The sequence below is a fragment of the Candidatus Neomarinimicrobiota bacterium genome (genome assembly GCA_018651745.1).
GTDB lineage: Bacteria > Fidelibacterota > Marinisomatia > Marinisomatales > TCS55 > JAAZYX01.
The window spans coordinates 37,909-64,658 of sequence record JABIDL010000028.1; the positions used below are offsets into that span (position 1 = coordinate 37,909).

The 26,750-nt window shown below is 40.4% G+C and carries 25 protein-coding genes and 2 tRNA genes; 15 read left to right on the forward strand and 12 right to left on the reverse strand.

The window, feature by feature from the left end:
- Positions 1-5 precede the first annotated feature (5 nt).
- The 5 genes from HOD97_05360 to HOD97_05380 all read right to left on the reverse strand — a co-directional run bounded on the left by HOD97_05360 (position 6) and on the right by HOD97_05380 (position 3,082).
- A tRNA-Leu gene (locus HOD97_05360) sits at positions 6-89 on the reverse strand.
- Between the two features lie 7 nt (positions 90-96).
- Positions 97-441, reverse strand: coding sequence for a preprotein translocase subunit SecG (gene secG / locus HOD97_05365; protein ID MBT4281026.1), 345 nt, complete (start codon positions 439-441; stop codon positions 97-99).
- A 7-nt stretch (positions 442-448) separates the two neighbouring features.
- The gene (locus HOD97_05370; protein ID MBT4281027.1) at positions 449-1,213 is read right to left on the reverse strand and encodes a triose-phosphate isomerase; all 765 of its coding nucleotides are present in this window, start codon (positions 1,211-1,213) and stop codon (positions 449-451) included.
- Between the two features lies 1 nt (position 1,214).
- Positions 1,215-2,402, reverse strand: a complete 1,188-nt coding sequence (locus tag HOD97_05375) for a phosphoglycerate kinase (GenBank protein ID MBT4281028.1) — start codon at positions 2,400-2,402, stop codon at positions 1,215-1,217.
- Positions 2,399-3,082: a ComF family protein gene (locus tag HOD97_05380; protein ID MBT4281029.1), complete on the reverse strand. Its 684-nt coding sequence runs from the start codon at positions 3,080-3,082 to the stop codon at positions 2,399-2,401. Before HOD97_05380 ends, HOD97_05375 begins: the two co-directional genes overlap by 4 nt.
- Positions 3,083-3,150: 68 nt before the next feature.
- Between HOD97_05380 and HOD97_05385 the strand changes: the two genes are divergently transcribed.
- The gene (locus HOD97_05385) at positions 3,151-6,144 is read left to right on the forward strand and encodes a hypothetical protein (protein MBT4281030.1); all 2,994 of its coding nucleotides are present in this window, start codon (positions 3,151-3,153) and stop codon (positions 6,142-6,144) included.
- Between the two features lie 4 nt (positions 6,145-6,148).
- Here HOD97_05385 and gdhA read toward each other — a convergent pair whose 3' ends face one another.
- Positions 6,149-7,486, reverse strand: coding sequence for an NADP-specific glutamate dehydrogenase (gene gdhA, locus HOD97_05390; GenBank protein ID MBT4281031.1), 1,338 nt, complete (start codon positions 7,484-7,486; stop codon positions 6,149-6,151).
- A 207-nt stretch (positions 7,487-7,693) separates the two neighbouring features.
- Here gdhA and HOD97_05395 point away from each other — a divergent pair.
- Positions 7,694-7,770, forward strand: a tRNA-Met gene (locus HOD97_05395).
- A 149-nt stretch (positions 7,771-7,919) separates the two neighbouring features.
- Here the strand turns inward: HOD97_05395 and HOD97_05400 are convergent.
- A complete protein-coding gene (locus tag HOD97_05400; protein ID MBT4281032.1) occupies positions 7,920-8,762 on the reverse strand; it encodes a methyltransferase domain-containing protein in 843 nt (280 codons plus the stop codon).
- A gap of 329 nt (positions 8,763-9,091) precedes the next feature.
- Here HOD97_05400 and HOD97_05405 point away from each other — a divergent pair, with 329 nt between their 5' ends.
- The gene (locus HOD97_05405; protein ID MBT4281033.1) at positions 9,092-10,582 is read left to right on the forward strand and encodes a DUF92 domain-containing protein; all 1,491 of its coding nucleotides are present in this window, start codon (positions 9,092-9,094) and stop codon (positions 10,580-10,582) included.
- Between the two features lie 117 nt (positions 10,583-10,699).
- Here HOD97_05405 and HOD97_05410 read toward each other — a convergent pair whose 3' ends face one another.
- The 5 genes from HOD97_05410 to rpmB form a co-directional block, all read right to left on the reverse strand.
- A complete protein-coding gene (locus HOD97_05410) occupies positions 10,700-10,936 on the reverse strand; it encodes a DUF350 domain-containing protein (protein MBT4281034.1) in 237 nt (78 codons plus the stop codon).
- A gap of 12 nt (positions 10,937-10,948) precedes the next feature.
- Positions 10,949-11,431: a hypothetical protein gene (locus tag HOD97_05415; GenBank protein MBT4281035.1), complete on the reverse strand. Its 483-nt coding sequence runs from the start codon at positions 11,429-11,431 to the stop codon at positions 10,949-10,951.
- A gap of 23 nt (positions 11,432-11,454) precedes the next feature.
- Positions 11,455-12,642 (reverse strand): imidazolonepropionase, encoded by a 1,188-nt coding sequence (locus HOD97_05420; GenBank protein MBT4281036.1) that lies wholly within the window; start codon positions 12,640-12,642, stop codon positions 11,455-11,457.
- A 191-nt stretch (positions 12,643-12,833) separates the two neighbouring features.
- Positions 12,834-14,489 (reverse strand): urocanate hydratase, encoded by a 1,656-nt coding sequence (gene hutU / locus HOD97_05425; protein MBT4281037.1) that lies wholly within the window; start codon positions 14,487-14,489, stop codon positions 12,834-12,836.
- Between the two features lie 267 nt (positions 14,490-14,756).
- Complete coding sequence (gene rpmB, locus HOD97_05430) at positions 14,757-14,993, reverse strand: 50S ribosomal protein L28 (GenBank protein ID MBT4281038.1); 237 nt, start codon at positions 14,991-14,993, stop codon at positions 14,757-14,759.
- Between the two features lie 284 nt (positions 14,994-15,277).
- Here rpmB and HOD97_05435 point away from each other — a divergent pair, with 284 nt between their 5' ends.
- The 12 genes from HOD97_05435 (at position 15,278) to HOD97_05490 (ending at position 26,749) form a co-directional block, all read left to right on the forward strand.
- On the forward strand, positions 15,278-15,736 hold the full coding sequence (locus HOD97_05435; GenBank protein ID MBT4281039.1) for a GNAT family N-acetyltransferase: 459 nt from the start codon (positions 15,278-15,280) through the stop codon (positions 15,734-15,736).
- Between the two features lie 90 nt (positions 15,737-15,826).
- Positions 15,827-16,798, forward strand: a complete 972-nt coding sequence (gene dusB, locus HOD97_05440) for a tRNA dihydrouridine synthase DusB (GenBank protein MBT4281040.1) — start codon at positions 15,827-15,829, stop codon at positions 16,796-16,798.
- 98 nt (positions 16,799-16,896) lie between these two features.
- Positions 16,897-18,516, forward strand: coding sequence for an L-glutamate gamma-semialdehyde dehydrogenase (gene pruA / locus HOD97_05445; GenBank protein ID MBT4281041.1), 1,620 nt, complete (start codon positions 16,897-16,899; stop codon positions 18,514-18,516).
- A 115-nt stretch (positions 18,517-18,631) separates the two neighbouring features.
- Positions 18,632-19,948: a GTPase gene (locus HOD97_05450; GenBank protein ID MBT4281042.1), complete on the forward strand. Its 1,317-nt coding sequence runs from the start codon at positions 18,632-18,634 to the stop codon at positions 19,946-19,948.
- Positions 19,945-20,892, forward strand: coding sequence for a carbamate kinase (locus HOD97_05455; GenBank protein MBT4281043.1), 948 nt, complete (start codon positions 19,945-19,947; stop codon positions 20,890-20,892). Before HOD97_05450 ends, HOD97_05455 begins: the two co-directional genes overlap by 4 nt.
- A 3-nt stretch (positions 20,893-20,895) precedes the next feature.
- Entirely contained in the window at positions 20,896-21,654 is a 759-nt protein-coding gene (locus tag HOD97_05460) for a hypothetical protein (GenBank protein ID MBT4281044.1), read from the forward strand.
- A 3-nt stretch (positions 21,655-21,657) separates the two neighbouring features.
- Positions 21,658-22,866 (forward strand): ADP-forming succinate--CoA ligase subunit beta, encoded by a 1,209-nt coding sequence (sucC, locus tag HOD97_05465; GenBank protein MBT4281045.1) that lies wholly within the window; start codon positions 21,658-21,660, stop codon positions 22,864-22,866.
- Positions 22,863-23,735 carry a succinate--CoA ligase subunit alpha gene (sucD, locus tag HOD97_05470; GenBank protein ID MBT4281046.1) on the forward strand — a complete coding sequence of 291 codons (873 nt, stop codon included), beginning with the start codon at positions 22,863-22,865 and terminating at the stop codon, positions 23,733-23,735. The genes sucC and sucD overlap by 4 nt, the downstream gene beginning before the upstream one ends.
- 15 nt (positions 23,736-23,750) lie before the next feature.
- Positions 23,751-24,173, forward strand: a complete 423-nt coding sequence (ndk, locus tag HOD97_05475; protein ID MBT4281047.1) for a nucleoside-diphosphate kinase — start codon at positions 23,751-23,753, stop codon at positions 24,171-24,173.
- Between the two features lie 8 nt (positions 24,174-24,181).
- Positions 24,182-25,039, forward strand: a complete 858-nt coding sequence (locus HOD97_05480) for a hypothetical protein (GenBank protein MBT4281048.1) — start codon at positions 24,182-24,184, stop codon at positions 25,037-25,039.
- Positions 25,040-25,061: 22 nt separating this feature from the next.
- On the forward strand, positions 25,062-26,198 hold the full coding sequence (locus HOD97_05485; GenBank protein MBT4281049.1) for a hypothetical protein: 1,137 nt from the start codon (positions 25,062-25,064) through the stop codon (positions 26,196-26,198).
- Between the two features lie 59 nt (positions 26,199-26,257).
- Entirely contained in the window at positions 26,258-26,749 is a 492-nt protein-coding gene (locus HOD97_05490; protein MBT4281050.1) for a DUF177 domain-containing protein, read from the forward strand.
- The last annotated feature ends 1 nt before the right edge of the window (position 26,750 follow it).

Below are 26,750 nucleotides of genomic sequence, written 5' to 3' on the forward strand. Positions count from 1 at the left end.
TTCAGTGCCGAAAGCCGGACTCGAACCGGCACGGGGTTTCCCCCACTGCCCCCTCAAGACAGCGTGTCTACCAGTTCCACCACTTCGGCTAAACATTTATTGGTCATTTTGGGGATAAATTTGCACCCCTGGGAGTGATAATTCAGCCCCGGGTGCTAAAGACCCTTCTTCAACGGCTTCCTGAAGAATTGATGTGGATGAGTCTCCACTTAAAGATGAGCCCACTAAACTAATCAAAATAGCCAATGCCATGAACATCACTACAAGCCAAGTCGTAATTTTGCTCAGCATAGAAGCCGTTCCGCGAGATCCGAGGATAGCATTAGATGCTTGCCCTCCAAATGAACCGGCAAGCCCTCCGCCTTGACTGGCTTGCATTAATATACTTGTCACCAAAAATAGGCTGACAATTGTATGAATTGTAATGAGAAATCCTAACATATTTTTTTTACTCCCTGATACTGGTTTCTACTTTTGTAATAATTTCCGAAAATGATTCCGGTTCCAAACTAGCGCCGCCAATTAAAAAACCATCTACGCCATTCGCAAGAATTAATTCACCAACATTGGTTGATTTAACAGAGCCTCCATATAAAACCGGAATTGTACTTCCAAAGTCTCCGAGGGTTTGTTGAACAAGATTTTTTACCAAACCATGAGCATCCTCAATTTGATCTACCGATGCATTTTCTCCGGTACCAATAGCCCAAACCGGTTCGTATGCTATAAGAAATCCATTCACGTCAGATATATCTTTTAACCCATTCGAAATTTGCTTTTCTAGCACGTCTTTCATATTTCCGGCTTGTCTTTCTTCTAGAGTTTCCCCTACGCAAAATATGGGTCGTAAGCCCGCTAAAAAAGCAAGGTGCATTTTCTTGTTAATCCATTCATCAGATTCGCCAAAAATGTGACGTCTTTCAGAATGTCCAAGGATAACGTATGTCACTCCACACGCTTTCAGCATTTCGGAAGAAATTTCCCCGGTAAATGCACCGGATCCTTCCCAATGCATATTTTGGGCACCCAATAACCACGATTCTCCCTCAAGAGATTTTCCCATGTCAAACAGCGCCGTAAAAGGCGGGCAGAATATAACCTGCGCTTTTTCCATATTCAAATTCAATTTGGACGATTTTTCGAGGAAAAATTGTGCTTCTTCACTCGTTTTATTCATTTTCCAATTTGCCACTACAAAAAATTTCGATTTCATATTATTGCTCCAATACTTCTAATGCCGGTAAGGTATTTCCGCTTAAAATCTGTAACGATGCGCCACCGCCTGTAGAAACATGACTCATACTATGGTTTAGACCAAATTGATTAAGAGCCGACGCAGAATCGCCACCACCCACAACGGAAATTGATCCGTTTTCTACCGCGTCTGCCATTGCATTTGCAACACCTAATGTTCCCTTTTCAAATCCCGGAACTTCAAACACTCCCATAGGTCCATTCCAAAATATTGTTTGTGAATTCATTATTTCATTTCGAAATCTTTCAATAGTCTCCGGACCAATATCTACTCCTACTTTATTTTTCGGTAATTCTTTCGAAGAACAGACTGATATTTTTTCGTCTTTTTTTATGCTATTCACACATTTAATATCTGTGGGAAATAGAAATTTTACCTTGCGTTCATGCGCAAGCCCAATAATTTCTTTTGCAGTTGACAACATAGCGTCATCCACAAGTGAAGTTCCAATTTCCATCCCTCGTGCCTTTAAAAATGTGAACACCATACCGCCACCAATTAATATGGTGTCAGCTTCCATCAGAAACCGTTTAATTAATGCCACCTTTGTTTTTAGTTTCGCACCTCCTAAAACAAGGGTAAACGGTTTTTTGGGTTTGGTCATAATTCCATTTAGAAAATGGATCTCTTTTTCCATAAGATGACCTATGCCTTTAAGCTGTAAGTGTTTCGCAATACCCGTATTCGAAGCATGAGCCCGGTGAGCAGTTCCAAATGCATCATTGATATAAATGTGAGCGTGCTTTGCCAAAATTCCGGAAAATTTCGGATCATTTTTTTCCTCACCCGAGTGAAAACGTACATTTTCTAATAAATGAATTTCACCCGGTTTCAGTCCTAGGGAAACATCCAAAGCGTCTCTCGACACACAATCATCAGAAAATTTTATGGGCATTTCAAATAAATCCGCCAACGTTTCGCCAACAGGGACTAAACTATATTTATTATCAGGCTTCCCATTCGGACGGCCAAGATGTGACATTAAAATAATCGCAGCTCCTCGGTTCATACAATCCTTAATTGTTGGTAAAGCGGCACGAAGACGAAAATCGTCTATAACACGTTCTCCATCCATGGGAACATTAAAATCAACGCGGATCAGTACTTTCCGATTTTTTACATCAAAATATTTTAATGATTTTATCATGTTTTCTCAGTGGGTCTTGGTGTTGCACACGTCAAGGCAATCACTTTTTTTGTACCACATTTTTTCAACGCGATAGCTGCTGAAGACATAGTGGATCCGGTTGTCAATACATCATCGATCAACACAATTGTTTTATCCTTTACATTCCGACGAACCACAATCGCATCGGCTAAATTTTGAATACGCTCTTGTTTATTAAGTTGTGTTTGACTTTCAGTAAATTTGGTTCGACGCAACACATCAGTTCGTACAGGACAATTCCAAGATGTGGAAAGTCCTTTTGCTATAAAATCTGCCTGATTGTATCCGCGTTTCCGTTTTTTAACTGTGTGAAGTGGAATGGGAATAAGCATATCAATTTCACGTATATTATCCACCTGAATCGTTTTTCCCATGAGTTTACCCAATTGAGTTCCAACTCCAGCATAATCACTGTATTTCAATAAATGAATGACCTGTTGTAGTTCATCATCAAAAAACCAACATGAGAATGCTGCATCTATTCCTTCAGAGCAGGACATTGATTTTATCCAATTACCGAATTGAGTTTGTCTCAATTTATTTAAACATGTGCCACATACAAGATTACTTCCGGTCATCATATCTCCGCACGATTTGCAAAGATTCGGATAAACCAAGTCCGAAAGTACGTTAAAAGGTAATGTAAGTGCTGAAATCATATTAGTAAACCTACATAATTCCCTACAATACGCACACGTTTTGTATGGTTATTTTTCTTTAGTTTCCGATGATGGCTGAAACAATAAAAACATTGCGTTCGCAAGTCAATTTTCAAGATCTGATGCTGGTGAGGATTCATGAAATCCTTTTGGTTGCAAGCCCATACGATGCATTTATTTTGGAAGAAGAAGGAGGACTTACGCAACAGATTCTTTATGAATATCTTGGAATGAATTTGAGCTATGCCCCCCGTGTTTGGCATGCAAAAAGTGCTACAAAAGCATTGGATATGCTTTCTCATCGAAAATATGACATGGTTATTGTGATGATGAGAATTGCGGATATGGATCCGGTGACTTTTGGTTCAAAAGTAAAAAAATTATTCCCCAAAAAACCAGTCATCTTGCTTGCTTTCGATCCCTCAGAAATTAAGCAAATTCCGGAAAAGAGGTTGACGAAATCCATCGATAAAATATTTATTTGGTCCGGGAATGCTAATGTATTCCCTGCAATTATAAAATATTATGAAGATAAGAAAAATGTTAAGCGAGATTATAAGATTGCTGATATAAGATGTATTATTGTTGTGGAGGACAATCCTAGGTATTATTCTATTCTTCTTCCGTTATTATATAAAATCGCATTGAAACATGCACGAAATCTTATCAACTCTAGCCTTTCGGATGCAGATAGAATTTTGATGTTTCGGGCCCGTCCTAAAATTTTGCTCACTTCTACTTACGAAGAGGCTATCGATTATTACAAGAAATATCGGAATAATATTCTTGGAATTGTGTCAGATGTTCGTTTCCCAATGAGTGGAAAACTAGATCCGGATGCCGGTGTAAAGCTTACAAGGTTTATTAAAGAATTGGATCCAGATATGCCAATCATTCTCCAATCAACGAACCAAGATCAGGAGAAAGAAGCCCAAAAGGCAGATGCACAGTTTTTGCATAAACATTCCGGAAATCTGCTACAGGAAATAGAAAAATTCATTGTAAATAATTTTGGTTTCGGTGATTTTGTATTTCGAACATCAAAACAAAAAGAAATATCCAGAGCAACTGATCTCATATCGCTTAAAAAAGCAATAAAACTCGTTCCTGGGAAAAGCCTTGAATTCCACGCATCACGAAATCATTTTTCAAACTGGATTGCTGTAAGAGGAGAATTCAAAATCGCTTCCAAATTAAGATCGATGAAAATCCATCATTTTGATAAGACCGAAGATTTACGAAATATTTTAATTGAATTTATTGATAAAGCCATCCTAGAACAGCATAAAGGTCGAATTGCCGCATATTCGAAATCTTCGAGAGAAAAGAAAATGAACTTTACCCGGATATCTACCGGGTCTTTGGGTGGAAAAGCACGAGGGCTTGCATTTGCAAATTCAATGTTAATGGAATCCGGTATTCCCGAAAAATATCCGAATATCCTAATTCGAATTCCCAATATTTCCGTGATTGGTACAGATGAATTCGATCAATTTATGGGTGATAATAATCTTTGGCAAAAAGTAGTAACAGATAAATCAAACTCATCCATTAACAGACTTTTTCTAAAAGCATCTCTTCCTACAGAATTGGAGAAACTTCTTAAAAATTTTCTCAATGATGTAAAATATCCATTAGCCGTGCGATCGTCTAGCTTGTTCGAAGATTCACAATATCAACCATTGGCAGGTATGTATGCGACCTACATGATTCCCAATGCAAATAAGCATAAGAAAGATCGATTACATCAGCTTTGTAATGCCATTAAACTTGTGTACGCTTCTATGTTTTACCAAGAACCGAAAGCACTCATCGAATCTTCTGTCCATAATCTTTCTGAAGAAAAAATGGCAGTAGTTTTAATGGAATTGATCGGAAAAAAATATGACGATATCTTTTATCCAACTATCAGCGGATCGGCACAAAGTTTTAATTATTATCCCGTATCTTATATGGAACGAGAAGAAGGTGTTGCGTTTGTAGCGCTTGGGTTAGGGCGCACTGTTGTAGAAGGTGAAAAAGCACTTCGGTTCTCCCCAAAATATCCAGCTATTCTACCTCAATATTATTCTATCAAAGCAACCATAGATAGCTCGCAAAACAGCTTTTATGCACTCAATCTCACTCCCAATAAAAAACTTTTATCCAAAGGTGAAAAGGGGAATCTGAAGTCCTATAAATTAAGCCGCGCGGAAAAAGACGGAGAACTAAAATGGGCAGCAAGTGTGGTCTGTGGGCAAGATAACGTGATTCGTGAATCTCTTCGCTACCAAGGAACCCGCGTTATCACTTTTCCATCAGTTTTGAAATGGAATACCATTCCATTAACAGATATAATTTTAGACCTCCTTGAAATTGGAGAAAATTCACTCGGCTGTCCTGTAGAAATTGAATTCGCATCTAATGTGTATGACGAAGATGACAAACCCTCGGAATTTTGTCTTCTTCAAATCAAACCTTTAGTAACGCGCTCTTTGGACCGTTTCGAGGAGTTGGAGTCTAGTTCTCCAGAGAACATCATCTGCAAAAGCGAAGCAGCTCTTGGGAATGGAATCATTCAGGGAATTCAAGATATTATCTTAGTTGACCCCCAAGGTTTTGATCCTGCACATACAAAAATAATGGCTAAAGAAATTGAATTTCTAAACATCAAACTTGAAGGAAAACCGTGCATATTAATGGGGCCTGGCCGATGGGGATCCGCAGATCATTGGTTGGGAATTCCGGTAAAATGGCAACAAATTTCTAATGCAAAGGTCATTGTTGAACTTGGGATCGAGGATTTTCCGGTTGATCCATCTTTTGGGAGTCATTTTTTCCAAAATGTTACCAGCATGCGTATTGGGTATTTCACAGTTAATCATAAAAAGAAATCAGATGATTGTAATTTGAAGTGGATAAAATCTCAACATACCCAAAAGAAAAAGAAATATACCAGATTGATTCACCTTGAAAACCCTCTCCTCGTAAAAATTGACGGACGAACAGGGACAGGAATTATCCAGAAACCAGTTGAACAGAAGATGGAATTAATGGACGAACAAGAGTCGTCCGGGATTTAGGCTTTTACACGACTCCTTGGTCAAGCATTGAATCTGCGATTTTGATAAATCCGGAAATATTTGCACCTTTTACATAATTCACCGCATCACCTTCTTTACCATGTGTCACACAAGCTGCATGGATATTTTTCATAATGGAATGCAATTTTTCATCCACTTCTTCTCGCGTCCAAGAAAGCCGCATAGAATTCTGACTCATTTCCAATCCTGATACTGCAACACCTCCAGCATTTGCTGCCTTTCCCGGACCAAATAATATACCAGCTTTTTGAAACACTTCTACCGCATCAGGCTCTGTAGGCATATTGGCACCTTCCGCAACCGCTTTACAGCCATTCTTAACGAGTGTTTTTGCATCGCTTACATTAATCTCATTTTGCGTGGCGCAAGGAAGCGCAATATCGCACGATACTTCCCACGGACGTTTTCCTTCGAGATAATCAATCTTGTATTTTTCGGCGTATTCTTTAATGCGTCCACGTTGGACATTTTTTAAATCCATAACGTAGGCTAGTTTTTCGCTATCAATCCCATTTTTATCATAAATGCTACCACTGGAATCTGAAAGTGTAACCACTTTTCCACCAAGCTCAATCACCTTTTCAGTTGCATACTGCGCTACATTTCCAGATCCTGACACAGCCACCGATTTTCCTTTAAACGATTCATTTTTGGTTTTAAGCATTTCATTGGTGAAATAAACACAGCCGTACCCCGTTGCCTCAGGACGGATTAGACTGCCGCCCCAATTCAATGATTTTCCGGTTAGCACTCCGGTAAATTCATTCCGAAGTCTTTTATATTGTCCAAACAAAAAACCAATTTCCCGACCGCCTACACCAATGTCTCCGGCAGGAACATCGGTATCCGGACCAATGTGACGCTGTAGTTCTGTCATAAATGATTGGCAAAAACTCATGACTTCATTGTCAGATTTACCCTTGGGATCAAAATCCGATCCGCCTTTTCCTCCACCCATTGGAAGTGTGGTGAGACTGTTTTTAAAAACTTGTTCGAATCCGAGAAATTTTAAAATAGAAAGATTTACAGATGGATGAAAGCGAAGCCCGCCTTTGTATGGACCAATTGCAGAATTAAACTCGACTCTAAATCCACGATTGATTTGAACTTCCCCCCGATCATTTCTCCAAGGTACACGAAACATAATAACACGCTCGGGTTCAACGATTCTGTCCAACACTTTTGCATGCATATAATGCGGATGATCTTTCAGAAAATCCCAAAGTGACTCGACAACCTCTGTAACTGCCTGTAGAAATTCCGGTTGATCCGGATTTCGATTTTCAACTGAATTCATATACGTTTGCATTGAATTTGACATGATTTATTCTCCTTCATTGTGAGTAAATTTGTTCAATAACTATGATATTTAGATCAGAAAATTACATAATAAAGTCTATCCTGTCACATAAACTTTTGCAGTATTTTCCATTGATTTAAGTAAGGGTAACGAATAATTTCCTCCCCAGTTTTGGCGGAGTAGATCCCCGCAAGGTGCGGGGCAGGACGCTTCAGTGATATTTTATTTGGCGGAGTAGCTCAGCTGGTTAGAGCAGCGGAATCATAATCCGCGTGTCGGGGGTTCAAATCCCTCCTCCGCTACCAAAATAGAAATCCCCGTTCTTTGGGGATTTTTGTTTTATGGACCGCCTACTTTTTTATTCTGAAAAAAACTCCCATCATTTAAAGTACGGATTTGTTAACCGATTTTCACGATTGCTCTAGGGGTGGGATATGTCTCGCCCCTACAAGCTTTAAGCTGGTTTTTTAAACACCATCAGCCGATAGGTTTTATATTTTATAAATGTTTCCGCATTTAGGTGACCTGAAAAATAAATGCGATTAATTTTTTCGTACCGTTCTCTGAATTTCCATCGAAACAGTTTCATCAGTTTCGGATAGTGGCTGTCAAAGTATTTACCAGAAATTTCGCCAACGGGACCTGCAACCTTTTCTACAAAATCTTCTAATATCGTCATCGTTTTGGCGGTGTCTTCCGTGATGTCAATATCTACAATTTGTTCGAAATCTGTTTTTTCTATGGCTTCCTTAAAAAACGGGAATCTATGTCCACCTCCCAGTGGAACTTCCCCCTCAGCCGGAACTGTGAAAAAGTCGCAAATAAGAAGATGCCCTCCCGGATTTAACATGTTAAATGTTTGGTCCAGCGCACGCTCCACCGGCACATATTGAAAACTTTCACTAAACTGAATTTGATCGTACATCTTATCCGTTTTGAGGTCTTCATATTTGCATCGGAAAATTTCCGTCTCATCTCCTACTTTTTCGTGAATGGCGTCTGAGAGATAACTACTTGGCGAAACACAATCCACCTTAAAACCGTTATCCAACAATCGTCTCGCCAGATTACCCGATCCGCTACCAACATCAAGAATCGTGTGGGTACCTTCCTGAATGTTCTCAATAATCAGATCGGAATGATATTCCTGAGATTTCCGGAAATTGAGTCCTTTCGGCTCGAGTCCATCTTTAAATAATCCATAATGTAAGTCTTCTGTATCGAAGAAAAACCTACCAATGAGCAGACCGATTTCCAGCCCCGCTTCTTTTGAATCTACTTTGTGTTTATGTGCCATAATGAAAGCGCTGAACTTAGGGTGTCCTACCAAGGAAATAAATAAATTTAATGATGACGAAGCAAAATCTTTCATTTTATTGCAAATTTTCACCATCTTTCTTTCTATTTTCTATTAAGATTACAACTAAATAAATCATACCTATAAATTATGAATAGCCATTTTTTTGACCCCTTTGTGTTTCCCCTGTTACGGGGGAAATCCTTTTACTTTATCCCCTGTCATAGGGGATAATCGAAGTGCGATCCATACATTACCCAACAAGCAAATAATTTATTGAAAGAAATGAACATTTATTTAATTTGGTTTTGCAATAAGGATAAATACTTATGAATCTTCCACTATTTCAACCCTTTGCCAATGAATGGATAACATTCGGTATATTTTTTATCGGAATCCTTTCTATGGTAGCCACTGCAGAATTATTGCTTTACAAAAAGAATGTACATCCTGAATTTGTTAGAAAATTTGTTCATGTACTTGTCGGGATTCTAGTTTCCACCTGTCCATTTATTTTCGAATCAAACCTTCCGCCAATGGCGCTCGCTGGTATTTTCATCGTCGTGAATTTTCTTTCTCTCAAATCAGGGAAATTGAAAGGCATGCACTCAACAGATAGAGTTACATACGGCACCGTTTATTTTCCGATTGCTTTCCTGATTCTTGCTACATTTTTTTGGGAAAAACCGATAACCTTAATTTTAAGTATGCTGGTGATGTCGCTTTCAGACACAGCAACCGGAATTTCCGGATCAAAGGCAGATCATCCACGAATATTCACGTTGTGGAAAGATTCAAAAACTCTGGAAGGATCCACAGTGATGTTTCTTACAACATTTCTGATTGTTTATGTTGGAACAGATTTTTTTGCATGGATTTTCGGTGCAGCATTTTTTATTCCGTTACCGAATCTTATCAGCCTCGCCGGATTTGTTGCAATGATGGCAACACTGGCAGAAGCTGTATCTTGCGAAGGTTCGGACAATCTGTCCGTTCCGCTGGTTGCAGCCATTACCTATGAGCTCTATTTAATCAATTATACGCATGGGACTCTTCCGATATTTATGCTCTGGACGGTGGGTTCTGGGATCATATTTTTATACGCTTTCAAATTAAGAACACTTTCGGCAAGCGGGACGGCAGGCGCTTTTTTAATGGGCGTTTTGGTGTTTGGGGTTCAGGGAGTTTATGGCATAGTTCCACTATTGACTTTTTTCTTACTTTCATCCTTTCTATCTAAGATTGGAAACAAACAAGAGAACACGTTTCAAAAAGGATCTCAAAGGGACATCATTCAAGTATTAGCGAATGGCGGCGTTGGAATGCTGATTTTACTTTGGAATTTTTTCTACCCTTTCGAAGGTGCATATCTCATTTTCCTCGGAAGTATCGCAGCAGCAACGGCGGATACGTGGGCAACAGAAATCGGGTTTTTCAGCCGGTCAAATCCGCGGAAAATTTCGACATTCAAACAGGTAGAAAAAGGAACTTCCGGTGGGGTAACACTCATTGGAACATTTGGATCTTTTCTGGGGGCCGGTGTAATAGCCGGAGTTGGATTATTGCTGGGTGTGGATCCTGAACTCTTTTGGATTATTACCGCCGCGGGGTTCATTGGGAGTATTGCTGACTCTATTTTGGGAGGAACCGTTCAGGCGCGGTTTTATTGCAAATCCTGTGAAAAAGAAACCGAAAAACGGAGGCATTGTAGTGGCGTAACTCAGCATGTAAACGGATTCAAGTGGATGGATAATGATATGGTGAATTTTCTAAATACTATAACGGGAGCAGTGGTAACATATTTTTCCGTCCTGATTTAGTTTTTTTATCCCAATAGTTTTTAAACCTTTACCATTAGCTCTGCGTGCATTCTGGTTATAGAACTAAAAAAGGGCTCCCTAAAGAGCCCATTTTTAGTTGCCATTCTACAGAAAATTTTAAATGACTTTGTAAACCAGCAAACCCACCATTACAATCAGGGAAATAAAGATCAGCGACACTCCCATGTTGCCATTCTTGATTTCTTCCCATTCATCAATATCGGTGGAAAGCCAGTCGAAAACCTTTAATGCGATTCCTACGCCAAAGGCAAATCCCACAGCAGCCACAACGGACCAACCGAGTGCTCTTCCGTATGTCAAAAAAAGTCCCTCAAGACTATTTGGATCTAACATGCAACCTCCTTATTAGAGTGTTTGAATTGAATCTTTAATTTGCCGCATGAATTCCGCTGAATCAATCCTGCCTTCCACCATTCTGAGTATCTGTTCTTCAGTAGCGGCGGCCGAAACAATCATCGGTGTTTTTCCCATGGGCACATTAACTGTAATAAAAACTTTTTCAAGGACAACAGGATTATATCCCTCTTTTTTCTTTGCTAACGATTTTTGATGCAATATCGCCTGACCGGCCGAAATAAAGCCGATAATCATAACCATCTCAAAATTATTTCTATTACTGTCCAGAATAAGACTAAAATTTTTCGCGCCTTTATCGTTTGATGTCAAATTCATATTCTGTGTTTCAGAATTGATTCTGTAATATTTACAGGTGGCGGTCACCTTCTTGTAAAATGCGTAGTTGGCATTCAGTCCATCGGATATCAAAAGAATTGCAAAGCCGAGCAATAAAACTTTCCGTGTGACTTTTAAGTGGTTTTGGTTTATCATAGCGAAGCGGAATTTTACAGGATTTATCTGCTTACCTCAAAGACTTTTCCTCGCTTTATTACAGCGCGGATTGGAAGCGATTTATTTCTATTTGGAATATCCTTCAAAGCTGATACTTCCCAGATGATCAAGTCGGCCTGTTTTCCGATTTCAATTGAACCAACGTTGCTTCCAATTACCAAAGATTGCGCCGCATGATACGTTGCCGATGCAAATGCTTCTTCGACTGTCATATACATTTCATCTATGGCGAGGGAAATAATGTAGGGCATAGAATTAATTCGGCAACTCCCCGGATTAAAATCCGTTGCAAGCGCAACGGTGATTCCTTCATCAATCAGTTTTCGTGCCGGCGCATATCCTTCTTTTCCAAGGAAATGGGTGGTTCCAGGCAAAAGTGTGGCAATTACGTTTTGCTCCTGCATAGCTCGAATTCCCGCGTCGCTGATTGCCATCAGGTGATCTGCTGAAATCGCCTCAACCTCGGCAGCCAGTTCAGCAGCACCGGAATCCTCAAATTCATCCGCATGCATTCTAAGCTTCATTCCATTTTCTTTTGCAACGGTCAAAATCCGTCGTGATTGGTCGGCGCTAAAATATCCATTTTCACAGAATACATCGCAAAAGATTGGGATTCCCTGTTCTGCTACCGCCGGAATCATTTCATTACAAATGAGATCAACATATTCTTCAGGATTATGCTTAAATTCCGGTGGAGTAGCATGGGCCCCTAAAAAAGTTGGTATCATGTCAATTGGATGGGATTTATTCACTTCATCAATAACTTTAAGTGATTTCAGTTCTGAGTCTGTATTTAGACCATATCCGCTTTTTGCTTCAATCGTTGTTGTACCCAATTCCAGGAAAACATCCATGCGTTTTGCAACGCGATTTATCAACGCATTTTTCGACGAATCCCGCACTGCCCTAATACTGGAATTAATCCCGCCCCCGTCTGCTGCTATATCTTCGTAGGATGCGCCGGCAAGTCTCCGAGCTATTTCATCTTCTCTGGCGTCCACGTATACCGGATGCGTGTGCGGATCCACAAATCCCGGGGTGACCAGTCCACCGGCACAATCGAATGACTTGCCTTTTGCTTGTTCGGAAATCTTCCCGTCGCGAACAAAGATATTGGAATCATCTGATATTTCGACCTTTCCCGAATCGGGATTGTAGGATGCGATACTTCCTATATTTTCGAGAATCATTATTTGGTTGGATTATGAATATGCATTAAGATTTTCTTATTGCTTTTAATTCAGAATTATTCACTGTCTTAATGTTCTTCATTTTTGTCCCGCTTTTTATTCCCCCCTATTAAGCAGGGGGTATAGTAAAATCATCCGAGCCCCATCCTGTAATCGGAGGGGATTTAGAGAAAGTAATAAGATATAAAGCATCATAATTTCTTAATCATTGGAATATCCACATTCCAGTCCTTAGCATTTAGGATAGCATCTTCGTATCCTGCATCTGAGTGACGCATAATTCCCAAACCCGGGTCGGTGGTCAGCACCCGCTCAAGACGTTTTTCCATTTCAGGGGATCCGTCGGCACAAATCACCTGTCCGGCATGAATCGCAAGTCCCATGCCGACGCCGCCACCGTGATGAATCGAAACCCACGTTGCACCACTCGCGGTATTCGCCAAAGCGTTCAATAATGGCCAATCTGCAACTGCGTCTGAACCATCTTTCATGGATTCTGTTTCGCGATACGGCGACGCGACCGAACCGGTATCCAAATGATCTCGACCGATTACAATCGGCGCCTTCAAATCCCCGCTGGCAACCATGCGATTCAGTTCTACGCCAAACTTTGCTCTCTGCGTATAACTCAACCAACATATTCTTGACGGCAACCCTTGGAATTGAATTTTTTCTTTCGCCATTCCGATCCAGCGTGACAGTGTTTCATCCTCCGGAAAAAGTTCAAGCACACGCTCGTCTGTCTTGTAAATATCTTCCGGATCACCTGAAAGCGCTACCCAGCGGAAAGGGCCCTTCCCTTCGCAAAACAGCGGACGCACATATGCCGGGACAAATCCGGGGAAATCGAACGCATTTTCAACGCCGGCTTTTCTTGCCTGACCCCGAAGATTGTTACCATAATCAAAGGTAATCGACCCTTTTTTCATAAGATCCAGCATTCCCTGACAATGTTCACCCATGGCGCGAAAACTTTCTGTGATATATTTTTGCGGATCAGATTTCCGTAGTGCAAGCGCTTCTGCGTAAGACATTCCATTCGGAACGTATCCATCCAATTCATCATGAGCGGAGGTCTGATCGGTAACCAAATCCGGGATGAGGTCCATTTCAGCGAATTTTGGTACAAGGTCGGCGGCATTGCCCAAAAGCCCAATAGAGAGTGGCTTTTTCTCTTCTGCGGCATTTTGGGCCATGGAAACCGCTTCGTTTAAATCTTCGGTAGAAACATCCAGATATCGCGTTTCCAAGCGGCGCGAAATGCGGTGTGGATCAATTTCAATGCAGATGGCGACACCGTTATTCATTGTCACAGATAAAGGCTGAGCGCCGCCCATGCCACCGAGCCCGGCGGTGAGAACAATTTTGCCCGTCAAATCAGCATTGTAATGAGTTTTTCCAGCTGCGGCAAATGTTTCGTAGGTACCCTGCAAAATTCCCTGTGTTCCAATATAAATCCACGAGCCGGCTGTCATTTGCCCATACATCATCAATCCTTTCTTATCGAGCTCATTGAAATGATCCCAGTTTGCCCAGTCCGGCACAAGATTGGAATTGGCGATTAGCACCCGTGGCGATGTGGTGTGCGACTTGATAACACCTACGGGCTTACCGCTTTGCACCAATAGCGTTTCATCCGGTTTCATTCTTTTCAGTGTTTCAAGAATGGAATGGAAACACTCCCAATTCCGGGCGGCTTTTCCTTTGCCACCATACACAACAAGTTCATCAGGATTTTCGGCCACATCCGGATCAAGATTATTTTGGATCATACGGTACGGCGCCTCGATCTGCCAGTTAGCACAGGTGAGGTTTGTTCCGGTTGGGGCGTGAATTTCTTTTGGCATAATGTACCTAGTTTGAGAGTATGAATTTATTCAAATGTACGGTATGAACAAAGGTGGCGGGTGAAAGAATTTGAATGCTCAATCCATGCATCATTCGCATTAATGAGATTAGAAATTATAGCCACAAGTAAGTTTAGAAATGATTCACTTTGCTCATCATTTCTACCCTTAGGTTTGTTAGCTTCCTAAACGACAAAAAAAGAAGTGCTTAAAATAAAAGAAGCCCCCAAACGGGAGCTTCTTTTTTTAGGGGATTGATGTTATAAGTTAAACTTTTTGACCACGAGCGCGCATTTCATTCACCACTTTGCGAATGCCGCGCTTATCAATGATCCGAAGACCATGCGTGGAAACATTCAGCGAAATAAATCGCCGTTCGTCTGCTAGCCAAAACTTTTTCTTTTGTAGGTTAATATTAAACCGCCGACGGGTTCTATTCTTCGCATGGCTCACATTATTCCCGAACATCGGTTTTTTTCCTGTTACGTCACACATTCTACTCATAATTATTTTCTTTGTTTAATGTTAAAAAATGCGGGCGAATTTAATCTCAGGAATGGAATTCGCAAAACCAAAATTACTCTGGTTTGTATTTTTTGTAAACATCATTGCCAGCTTTTTTAATTAAATCAACCTTGCATCTATTTTTATCCCCTTCATATCTCCCCAAATTGGGGAAAATTAATGGATCAGAGGAAATTGAAAAACGTTTGAAAATAGTACATTCTTTTTAAGAAAATAATCTTTATTTCAGTAATACCCATTTCAGCAATAAATTCCTTCCCACTGTGATACTGCGTACATCCACCCAATCAGACCTAAGCACTATTGTTTCCTTCAATTCTGCTATGGCAAAAGAAACTGAAGGAAAAATGCTTGACCCCTCAGCAATCGAATCCGGTGTTCTGTCATTAATTGAAGATAACTCGAAAGGATTTTATCTACTTGCTGAAAAAGAAAATCGAGTGATTGGTCAACTTATGATAACCAAAGAATGGTCTGATTGGCGAAATGGTAATTTTTGGTGGATCCAATCTGTGTATGTTCTACCTGATTATAGAGGTAAAGGCGTGTATCGCGCTTTGCACGAGAAAGTAATTGAATTGGGGAAAGCAGAAAAAGACGTCTGCGGAATACGACTATATGTGGATAAAGAAAATAAAGGCGCTCAGGAAGTGTACAACAAAATGGGAATGAAAGAATCCAATTATATATTTTTCGAAGAAGATTGGTTGAAGGGTGAATAAAAACGCATTCTTTCCTCTAATCTTTGTGTCATAAAGGCAGAGGGGTACCGCGAATTCGCTATTTATTAACGTATTCAAACAAATAAAATAATGAAAATCGGAAACCTTAATATTGATTTTCCGGTATTTCTGGCGCCGATGGCCGGAGTTACCGATCATTCCTTTCGCATTTTGTGCAAAGAAAAAGGTGCCGGATTGGTGTATTCCGAATTTGTGTCTGCGCATGGAATAATTCGGGAGAACGAAAAAACACTGGATATGATTCGGTTTGTGGAAGCAGAACGGCCGATCGGTATTCAAATTTTCGGCGATTCTTCTGAAGTTATGGCAAAAGCGGCGAAGGTAGTGTACGATAAATTTATGCCTGATCTCATCGACATTAATTACGGATGCCCCGTTCCAAAAGTAACAAAAAAAGGCGCCGGATCTGCTGCACTCAAAGATCTATGCCTCATGGACGACATAACATCCGCCGTGGTCGAGTCTGTTCCAGAAATTCCTGTTACCGTTAAAATGCGAGCCGGATGGGACAGCAATAATATCGTATCCACTGAGGCAGGTCCCCGACTTGAAAAAATCGGGGTTAAGGCAATTGCGCTGCATCCGAGAACAACCAAACAAGGTTACAAAGAAACTGCTAATTGGGAATTGATAAAAGAATTAAAGGAAGCATTGTCAATTCCGGTTATTGGAAACGGTGACATTAAAACGCCCGAGGACATCTTGCGAATGGTCGAAGAAACAGGCTGTGATGCCGTGATGGTCGCCAGAGCCGCTTTAGGAAATCCCTGGTTTTTTGAGCAATCCAGCTCCATTCTAAAAGGAATGAAAAATGCAATCGAACCTTCTACTCAGGATAAAATCACCACGTGTATTCGCCATCTTGATTTGTTGATTCAAAACCGAGGCACGCGGATTGGAACCAATTTAATGCGGAAACATTTCGGCTGGTATATCAAGGGATTTCCAGGTGCCTCTACCCTGCGCCAAAACCTTGTAACTTCCAATAACTACACAACCATGGTGGAACTATTGAATGAAGTTTCAAAACCGGCAGAATAAAACCTGCAAATCTATGTTCCAATCCTTGATTCACTGTCCGCCCATAAACTAAATTCCCAAGCTTTATTCAAACTACTTTCTTACAATAAAAGGAATACATGTCTATACCAATACCTGTAAATGAACCCATTTTAGAATTTTCGGCGGGTTCTCCAGAGAAACATTCTCTTAAAGAAAAATTGGCTGAATTGAGTGGAAAAGAAATCGAAATTCCTCTCATAATAAATGGCGAAGAAGTCAAAACCGGTAACATAGGAACCTGTGTGATGCCCCATGATCACGGTCATGTTCTCGCCCACTTCCACCAGGCAGGTGAGCCAGAGGTTCAGCAAGCAATTGAGTCATCTCTAAATGCGTGGAAATCGTGGTCAAAAACACACCTACAGGAACGCGCTGATGTTTTATTAAAAGCAGCCGATTTGCTCGCAGGTCCGTGGCGAAACACGTTAAATGCCGCCACCATGCTAAATATGAGCAAAAATGCGTATCAAGCTGAAATTGATGCTGCATGCGAACTGATCGATTTCTGGCGGTTCAATCCGTATTTTGCGCAAGAAATTCATAATCAGAACCCTATGTATTCACCAGATGGAACTCGAAATTCATCTGAACACCGTCCGCTGGAAGGATTCGTTTTTGCGGTAACACCTTTTAACTTTATTAGCATTGGCGGGAATTTACCCACCGCTCCTGCCTTAATGGGAAATGTGGCTCTATGGAAACCAGCATCAAGTGCGGTTTACCCCGCTTATTTTGTTATGGAAATTCTTAAAGAAGCCGGGCTTCCCAATGGTGTTATTAATTTTATTCCGGGATCCGGCGCTGTTGTTGGCCCCCTTGTCATGAATCATCCAAATTTTACCGGAGTGCATTTTACAGGATCCACTCCAGTTTTTCAGGGAATGTGGAAAACCATCGGTGAAAATATCAGCAATTATAAAAGTTACCCCCGGATTGTTGGTGAAACCGGCGGAAAAGATTTTGCCATTGTGCATAAATCTGCAAATCCCGATGCCGTAATTACCGCTATGGTGCGAGGTGCTTTCGAATTTCAAGGACAAAAATGTTCAGCGCTTTCTCGTGCATATATTCCGAATCCCCTTTGGAACAAAATCAATGAAAAATTTATATCCGAAGTTCAATCGATTCAAATGGGTGATGTTCAGAATTTTTCAAATTTTATGAATGCAGTCATAGACAAAGCTGCTTTTGAATCCATTATGGAATTTATATCCTATGCAAAACATCATGAAGATGCCGAAATCCTTATAGGAGGAAACGGCGATGATTCAACCGGATATTTTATTGACCCGACCGTAATATTAACGACTGATCCTCATTTTAAAACAATGGAAGAAGAAATATTTGGTCCTGTGCTAACCGTATATCTTTATGATCCGGCGGACTGGGATTCAACTCTAAAACTTGTGGACAGTACTTCACCATATGCACTAACGGGTTGTGTTATTGCAGAAGATGAAAAAGCGATAAAAGAAGCTCGAGAATTTTTGACACATTCTGCGGGGAATTTCTATATTAACGATAAACCAACCGGTGCTGTAGTTGGCCAACAGCCGTTTGGCGGCGGACGAGCATCCGGAACAAACGATAAAGCCGGATCCATGCTCAATTTGCAAAGATGGGTTTCGCAACGCACAATCAAAGAGACTCATAATCCACCAAAAAATTACCGGTATCCATTTTTGGAAGAAGAATGAGAAAATACTTTAACAGAATTCTCTATTACCGTCAAACGTTTGGGTTTACATAAACCTTATTCGGAATAACTGAATCTAAATTAACCCTAATTTCAAACGAGTAAGGAATCAAATCATGAAACCAATAAAAACAATCATAATGGGTGCCGCAGGGCGCGATTTTCACAATTTTAATGTTGTGTACAGACAAAATAATGCATACAAAGTGGTGGCATTTACTGCTACCCAAATTCCCGATATCGAAGGACGTTTGTATCCTTCTGTTCTTTCCGGGGAATTATACCCAAATGGGATTCCAATTTACGATGAAAGCAAGTTGGAAGAACTCATATCCGAACACAAAATAGAAGAAGTTGTATTTTCTTATTCAGATATTTCTCACGAAGATGTTATGCACAAAGCATCTCGAGTAATCGCTTCGGGCACGCACTTCAAATTTCTGGGTGGCGAACCAACGATGATACAATCATCCAAGCCGGTGATTTCTGTATGTGCAGTGAGAACTGGTTGCGGAAAAAGCCAGACGACACGCAAAATAGCAGAAATCCTAAAAGCTTCCGGAAAAAAAGTAGCCGTCATCCGGCATCCCATGCCCTATGGTGAATTGGCGAAGCAAGAAGTCCAACGATTTACCGAACTTGCAGACCTGGAAAAACATAAATGCACCATCGAGGAAATGGAAGAATATGAGCCACATATTACTCGTGGAAATGTGGTGTTTGCCGGCGCAGATTATCAATCCATTATTCGAGAGGCAGAAAAGGAAGCAGATTTTATTTTATGGGACGGAGGTAATAACGACCTGTCATTCTATAAACCGGATCTTTCGATAGTGGTTACCGATCCCCATCGTGCCGGTCATGAATTGAGGTATTTCCCGGGTGAAACAAATCTGATGATGGCTGATGTTGTTGTGATTAATAAAATCGATACAGCAGATGAAAAAGATGTGGAAACCGTTGCTCAAAATATCCGAATGGTTAATCCGAAAGCGACTATTATTAAAGGAGCATCACCCATAACTGTCGAGAATTCTGAACTGATTGAAGGAAAAAAAGTTTTGGTGGTTGAAGACGGGCCAACTTTGACCCATGGTGAAATGAAAATTGGCGCAGGAATGGTTGCCGCAGAAAAATTTGGGGCAGCAGAAACAATAGATCCGCGACCATATCTCGTCGGAAAACTGAAGGAAACATTTGAACATTATCCGAACATTGGCACTCTTTTGCCGGCAATGGGCTACGGAAATGAGCAAATACAAGATCTAGAAGAAACTATCAACAAAACTGACTGCGATGTGGTCATTATTGGAACACCTATAGACCTTCGAAGGATAGTGAACATTACACAACCCTCCGTGCGAGTAACCTACGATCTTGAGGAAATTGGTTCGCCAACTTTGGTTGACATTCTAGAACCCCACATCAGATGAATAAAACTGTCATCATTGCCTTGGGTGGAAATGCCCTTTCGCCCAAGGGTGATGCCGGCACCATTCAAGATCAGTTTGCGCACACGCGTGAGACTGCGAGTCAAATTATGAATTTTGTCAATGCCGGTTATAATATTTGTCTTACACATGGAAATGGTCCGCAGGTTGGGGATGAACTTTTACGAATGGATTTAACTCACAAGCAAGTCCCCCCTCTTCCGCTTGGCGTTTGCGTAGCAGGTACTCAAGGAACAATCGGCTATATGATTCAACAATCAATGCAAAATGCACTCAGAACTGTAAAAGTGGACAAGGAAGTGGTCACAATGGTAACGCAGGTGATGGTCCATGCGGACGATCCATCCATTCAAAATCCTTCAAAATATGTTGGTGAAAGATATTCCGAAGATACGGCAAAAGAACTTGCTGATCAGTTTGGGTGGAATATAAAAGAACAGGATCCCGGAGAATGGCGTAGAGTTGTCCCAAGCCCAGATCCCGATTTTGTGATGCATGGAATAAGTATTCGAACGCTTGTAGAACATGGGACGATAGTTCTTGCTGCTGGAGGCGGGGGCATTCCCGCAATCAATGCGAAAGACGGAAATCTCGAAGGATTGGATGCAGTCATCGATAAAGATTTAACCGCAGCAAAACTGGGCCGCGTCATTCGTGCAAAAGAATATTGGATTATTACGGATATTGATCAAGTCTATCTAAATTTCAACACACCAACTCAGAAACCCATAAACAAAATGACAAGTGCAGAAGCGCGGCAATATATGGAAGCCGGTCATTTTCAAAAAGGAAGCATGGCACCAAAAATTCGGTCTGCCATTTATTTTCTAAAACATTACGGAGAAAAAGTCGTCATCACTTCTATTGAAAATATAAAGGAAGCGGTTCAAGGGAATGCAGGGACAACAATTTTAAAAAAAGGATAAATAATGAAAACCAAGACCATAGCCCAGGATAGAATAGATTTCGGCAAAACGAAACAGACATTATTTTTTATAATCATGATGATTTTTGTGTCGTGCACAAATAATAGCCAAAACGAAATTCAAGTTTTTGGCACCCTATCAGACATAATGCACAAGGGGGCTCGAGAAGGAGTTGTGGTAATTTCTGAAGCCATTTCCGAAGATCATATTTATGGGCTTGGGGCAATGGAAAACTTAGATGGTGAAATTATAATTATGGATAGTCGGCCATTTATTACTCGTGCACAACCGGGAAAATCACCAACGAATCAAACCGAATTAACATCCGAAACAAAAGCATTGTTATTGGTTAGCACTAAGGTAACTCAATGGAATAGTGTAACTTTGAATTCAGAAACGGATTACAATTCAATTGAAACCATGATTAAAGCTGAAGCGAAAAAAATTGGGATAAATCCCGATAATCCTTTCCCCTTTTTAATAGAAGGGGATTTTGACCAATTAAATTGGCATATTATTTCTCCGCAAGGAACGGATGGTAGCCACGACGATCATTTGACAAATTCCTGGAAAAAAGAAGAGTCGAACGTGAATGGTAAAATATTAGGTTTTTATTCGGAACGCCACCAAACTATTTTTACCCATCATTCACGCTATTCTCACATGCATATTATATTTGAATCTGAATCATTATCGGGTCATGTTGATGATTTAGTGATTACGAAACCATGGAAACTATCTTTCCCTAAATTTCCAAATTAAAACATGAAAATACACGAATATCAGGCTAAAGAATTATTTAGAAAATATGGTGTATCTGTTCCTTTCGGAATTGCAGTCGAATCGGTAGAATCTGCACTGAAAGCTTATCAAGATCTTGGATCCGGAACAGTTGTCGTAAAATCCCAAATTCACGCCGGTGGTCGCGGAAAAGGCACTGTTCACTGTCCCAATACCGGCGACATCCTTTTGGAAGGCGGAGTCCATCTTGCCCATTCCAAAGAAGAAGTTGAGCAGTTTGCAAAGACAATGTTAAATCACATTCTTATCACCCACCAAACCGGCCCTGCAGGAAAAGAAGTGCAAAAACTTCTTATTGAATCTGGCGTTGATATTAAACGCGAACTTTATGCTGGGATTGTTTTGGACCGCGTGGATAGAAAATTCGTCTTTATGGTGTCTACAGAAGGCGGTATGGATATTGAAACTGTTGCAGATAAAACTCCTGAAAAAATTGTGAAGGAATGGATTGAACCAGAAACCGGACTTACCAACACTCAAGCGATTACTCTAGCGAAGGCTTTAGAACTGGAAGAGGATCAAATCGACTCTGCAGTAAGCATTTTTTCTGCACTTTGGGCAGCTTTTTCTGAAAATGATTGTTCTCTCATGGAAATCAATCCACTAGTTGTCACAGGTGATAATACCGTCATGGCGTTGGATGCAAAAATAAATATTGATGATAATTCGCTATTTCGTCATGCAGATCTTAAAGAATTATATGACCCTAATGAGGAAGACGCAGCTGAAGTTGAAGCATCAAAAAATAATCTGAATTACATCAAACTCGACGGCAAGGTCGGATGTATGGTCAACGGTGCAGGGCTCGCGATGGGAACAATGGATATTATTAAACTGTACGGTGGTGAGCCAGCAAATTTTTTGGACGTCGGAGGAGTCGCAAATGCAGAAACTGTATCCAACGGATTTAAGATTATTCTTACGGACCCAAATGTGAAATCTATTTTAATCAATATATTTGGAGGAATTGTTCGATGTGACCGAGTTGCAAAAGGCGTTATTGAAGCAATGGAATCCGAAAATATTACTGTTCCTGTTGTTGTCCGTCTTGAAGGAACTAATTCTAAAGAAGCATCTCAAATTTTGAATGATGATTCCTTTGATTTTATTGTAGCAACAAGTTTGGGCGATGCTGCCGAAAAAGCTGTAAAAGCAACCGGAGTGACATCATGAGTATTTTAATCGATCAAAATACAAAATTGATTATTCAAGGGATTACAGGGACAGAAGGATCTTTTCATGGTAAACAAATGCAGGATTATGGAACTCAGGTTGTCGGCGGAGTTACGCCGGGAAAAGGTGGTCAAGAAGCTCTGGGTGTACCCGTTTTCCATACTGTCAAGGAAGCAATAGATACAACAGGTGCAAACGCTTCGGTCATCTTTGTACCTCCTCCCTTTGCAGCCAGCGCTGTGATCGAAGCTGTCAAAGCAGAAATTGAATTAATCATCTGTATTACAGAAGGAATTCCCACCAAAGATATGGTAACAGTCAATGCGGTTCTTGCTGACAGCTCAACACGCATGTTAGGTCCCAATTGCCCCGGACTTATTTCACCCGGGAAATGTAAGATCGGCATCATGCCGGGATTTATTCATACACCGGGAACGATTGGAGTTATTTCCAGATCAGGAACGCTGACATACGAAGCAGTACATCAATTGGGCGAAGTTGGACTCGGTCAATCAACATCCATGGGCATCGGCGGCGATCCCATTATTGGTACCACTTTTATAGATGCACTTTCTTTATTTTTGGAGGACGACGATACAACAGGTGTAGTCCTAATTGGAGAAATTGGCGGTACTGCAGAAGAAGAAACTGCCGAATGGGTTACACAAAATAATTTTCAAAAACCGATCGTCGCATTTATCGCAGGTGCTACCGCGCCTCCCGGCCGACGAATGGGGCATGCCGGAGCAATCATTGCCGGTGGGAAAGGAACAGCTGACGATAAAAAAGCAGCACTCAAAGCTGCAAATATATCTGTGGTAGATAGTCCTGCCGAAATTGGATCTGCCATGAAAAAATTGATTTCATAAACAATGGAGATATAAATGAGTAATAAAACATTAGCAATCATTAAACCGGATGCGGTTAAAAATGCTTACACCGGTAAAATTATTGATCGAATACTTTCTGCGGATTTTAAAGTCCTTGGAGCGCGATTAGTGCATCTGTCTCGAGAAAAGGCGGAAGAATTTTATACTGTTCATAAGGATCGTCCCTTCTACAACGATTTGGTAGATTTTATGACATCTGGACCGTGCATGCCTTTAGCATTGAACCATGAAGATGCTGTGAATTCTTTTCGTAAATTAATTGGGTCAACAAACCCTGCAGAAGCAGAGGAAGGAACCATTCGGAAAGATTTTGCGGAAAGTGTTCAGAACAATGCCGTACATGGATCTGACTCAAATGAAAATGCTGAAAAAGAAATTGCTTTTTTCTTCACTTCCAATGAAATTCACTACACCTGATACATTGAATGAAACTGCGTAAACTATCTATGTCAAATCGCTTTCCAGCAATTTTTTTATCGCTGCTCTTATATAGCGGCTGTTCAAAGGAATCCATTCCCGGGTTTATTGGCAAAGCCTATACCGTAACGGTTGACCTTCCTGAAGATAGTGCTGATATGGAATTTGTTTGGGATGTTATAAATAAACCGCTGGTAAGCAATCTCACATACAGCGGTTTTGATTTTACCGATAATAATTCGCACATGACCTTTACTCCCGACGTAGAAGGAAATTATTCGTTTGAAGTGAATATATATCAGTATAATGATAAAATTGCTACCCAAGCTTTTTCCTTTGAAATTATAGATGATGGGTTTCGCCCTGAGCAAGATATTTTACCAATTACAGAAGAAATGTCCGAACCAACAAAACCAGAGCCCATTTCTGAAACTGCATCCTCAGCTATCAAAGCAGTTGAGTCTGAACCAGCCATTAAACACACTCCAAAACCGGAACCCGTTATTCAGGTAACACCAGAACCTGAAATCCAAATAGTTGAAACATCCATCAAACCTAAATCGAAAACCAAAAAACCAAAAAAATCGAATCCGGGAAGTTCTATTCCCTATGATAAAGGTAGATTTACAATTCAGATTGCATCTAAAAAAAACTTGGAAGATGCAAAACGTGTTGCATCAGATTTAATTAAAGATGGTTTCGATGCCTATATCCAAAAGGCATATTTTGAAGAAACTGATGCTGTGTGGTTTCGAATCCGTGTTGGGAGCTACGATGACCGTGAAACAGCTAAAAAAGTAGCTGCAGAAGTTTCAAAAATTATGTCAGAACCGGCTTGGGTTGATTTCGTACGATATGAAGAATAATGAACAATAGGAGGAAATAACAATGGATCCAGTAAAACTTCATTTTGATTTTAGAGATATTTTTCGCGCACCGCGTCTTGCTCTCAGTGGGAAGAAAATATGGACGTTTATGGTTGGGAATTTCCTTGGATATTCTGGATATTTCCTCTTTACGTATATTGCTCTTTTTTCTTCAGGCATATCCATTATTCAGAGTTGGGAAAGGTTTGGGCTATATCCTTTGGTGAATGTGTTTAATCTACCATGGTTTTCTCTTCTCATTTATTTCGCAGGTGTGTTATGCGCTTTCATTATGTTGAGTTTATCTTGTGCAGCTGTATCGCGAATAACCTATAAACAACTAAAGGGAAATGACTTTTATTCATCCGCTGATGCTTGGAACTATATTAAAAAACATTGGCATCCTGTCGTTTTCACTCTCATAGCGCTCAGTTTAATTATTGCCTTTTTTGTTCTCATGGCAGGGGCATTTGCTTTGCTTGGAAAAATTCCTTTTATCGGTGAATTTTTATTTGCCATTCCTTATCCCCTCTATTTCTTAGGGGCACTTTTTACCCTTTATTCATTCGTTGTAATTGTAGTAGCCAGTATTTATATCCCAATTATTGTGGGGTCTTATGAAGAGGACACAATGGGTACAGTTTTTCAAAGTTATGTTATCACATGGTCACAACCCTGGAGAATTATTGCTTATCATTTAATCCTTCTTCCTATTTTTAGCATTGCTACCGCCATTTTTTATGGTTTTTTTCAACTATCATTTGAATTTGTTAATAGCGTTTTTGGTTGGGTCATAGGTGATAAGTTGAATCATATTGTTGACGCAGCAGTATCAATTGTTTGTCCGCCTTTATACGCATATGGATCTGTGGCTGGTTTGTCAGGAACCGAATGGTTATCTTCTGGCATTCTAGCTTTCTTTTTCTTTCTACTCATGCTGGCTGTAATTGGTTATAGCCTTTCTATTCTCTCAGTTGGTGAAACACTCATGTTCATCATTTTCAAAATGAAATCCGATGATGATAATATTCTTGCTAGAAAAGACGAAGAAGAACTTGAAGAAGAGGAAAATGAGGACGTACCATTAGATAAATTACAAGAGGATGACTCTTCCCAAGAGGATAATGCACTGGAAGAATCAAAATCTGACAGCGAATAATTGCTGCAACTTGTAGCTTTGTAAACAACAAAATAAAGAAGTAGTTTCCCGAGTTTCTTATGAAGATAAATCGTTCCGAATTGGAACGCGGTTTTAAAAACAAGCTGTTTGACATACCGGTTGAAGGATTACATCTTGAGGATGTTCGCATAGAAAATGACCCCATGGAGTGCATTTTATCTGCAGACCCTTTCCCAAAAGGAATAAAACTATCAGGATCCTTAAAGGTACATTTTCTGGAATCTTGCGATAGATGTTTGGAATCATTAGTAGAGGTCCATACTACTAAAGTGAACTGTTTGCTGACACCTATTAAAGCAATGATTGATGATTTTGAAACGCAAGTTATCTACTTCAATTCCACCGATCTTGAAGTAGATATTGGACCAATCTTGAAAGAGATAATTCTTCTTGAAGAATCATGGAAGCGATTGTGCCGTGAGGATTGCAAGGGGCTCTGCCCTACCTGCGGGATTAATCAAAATTTTGGAACATGCGAATGCCATGATGATTCTTCGGATTCACCTTGGGATGCACTTAAACAAATTTAAA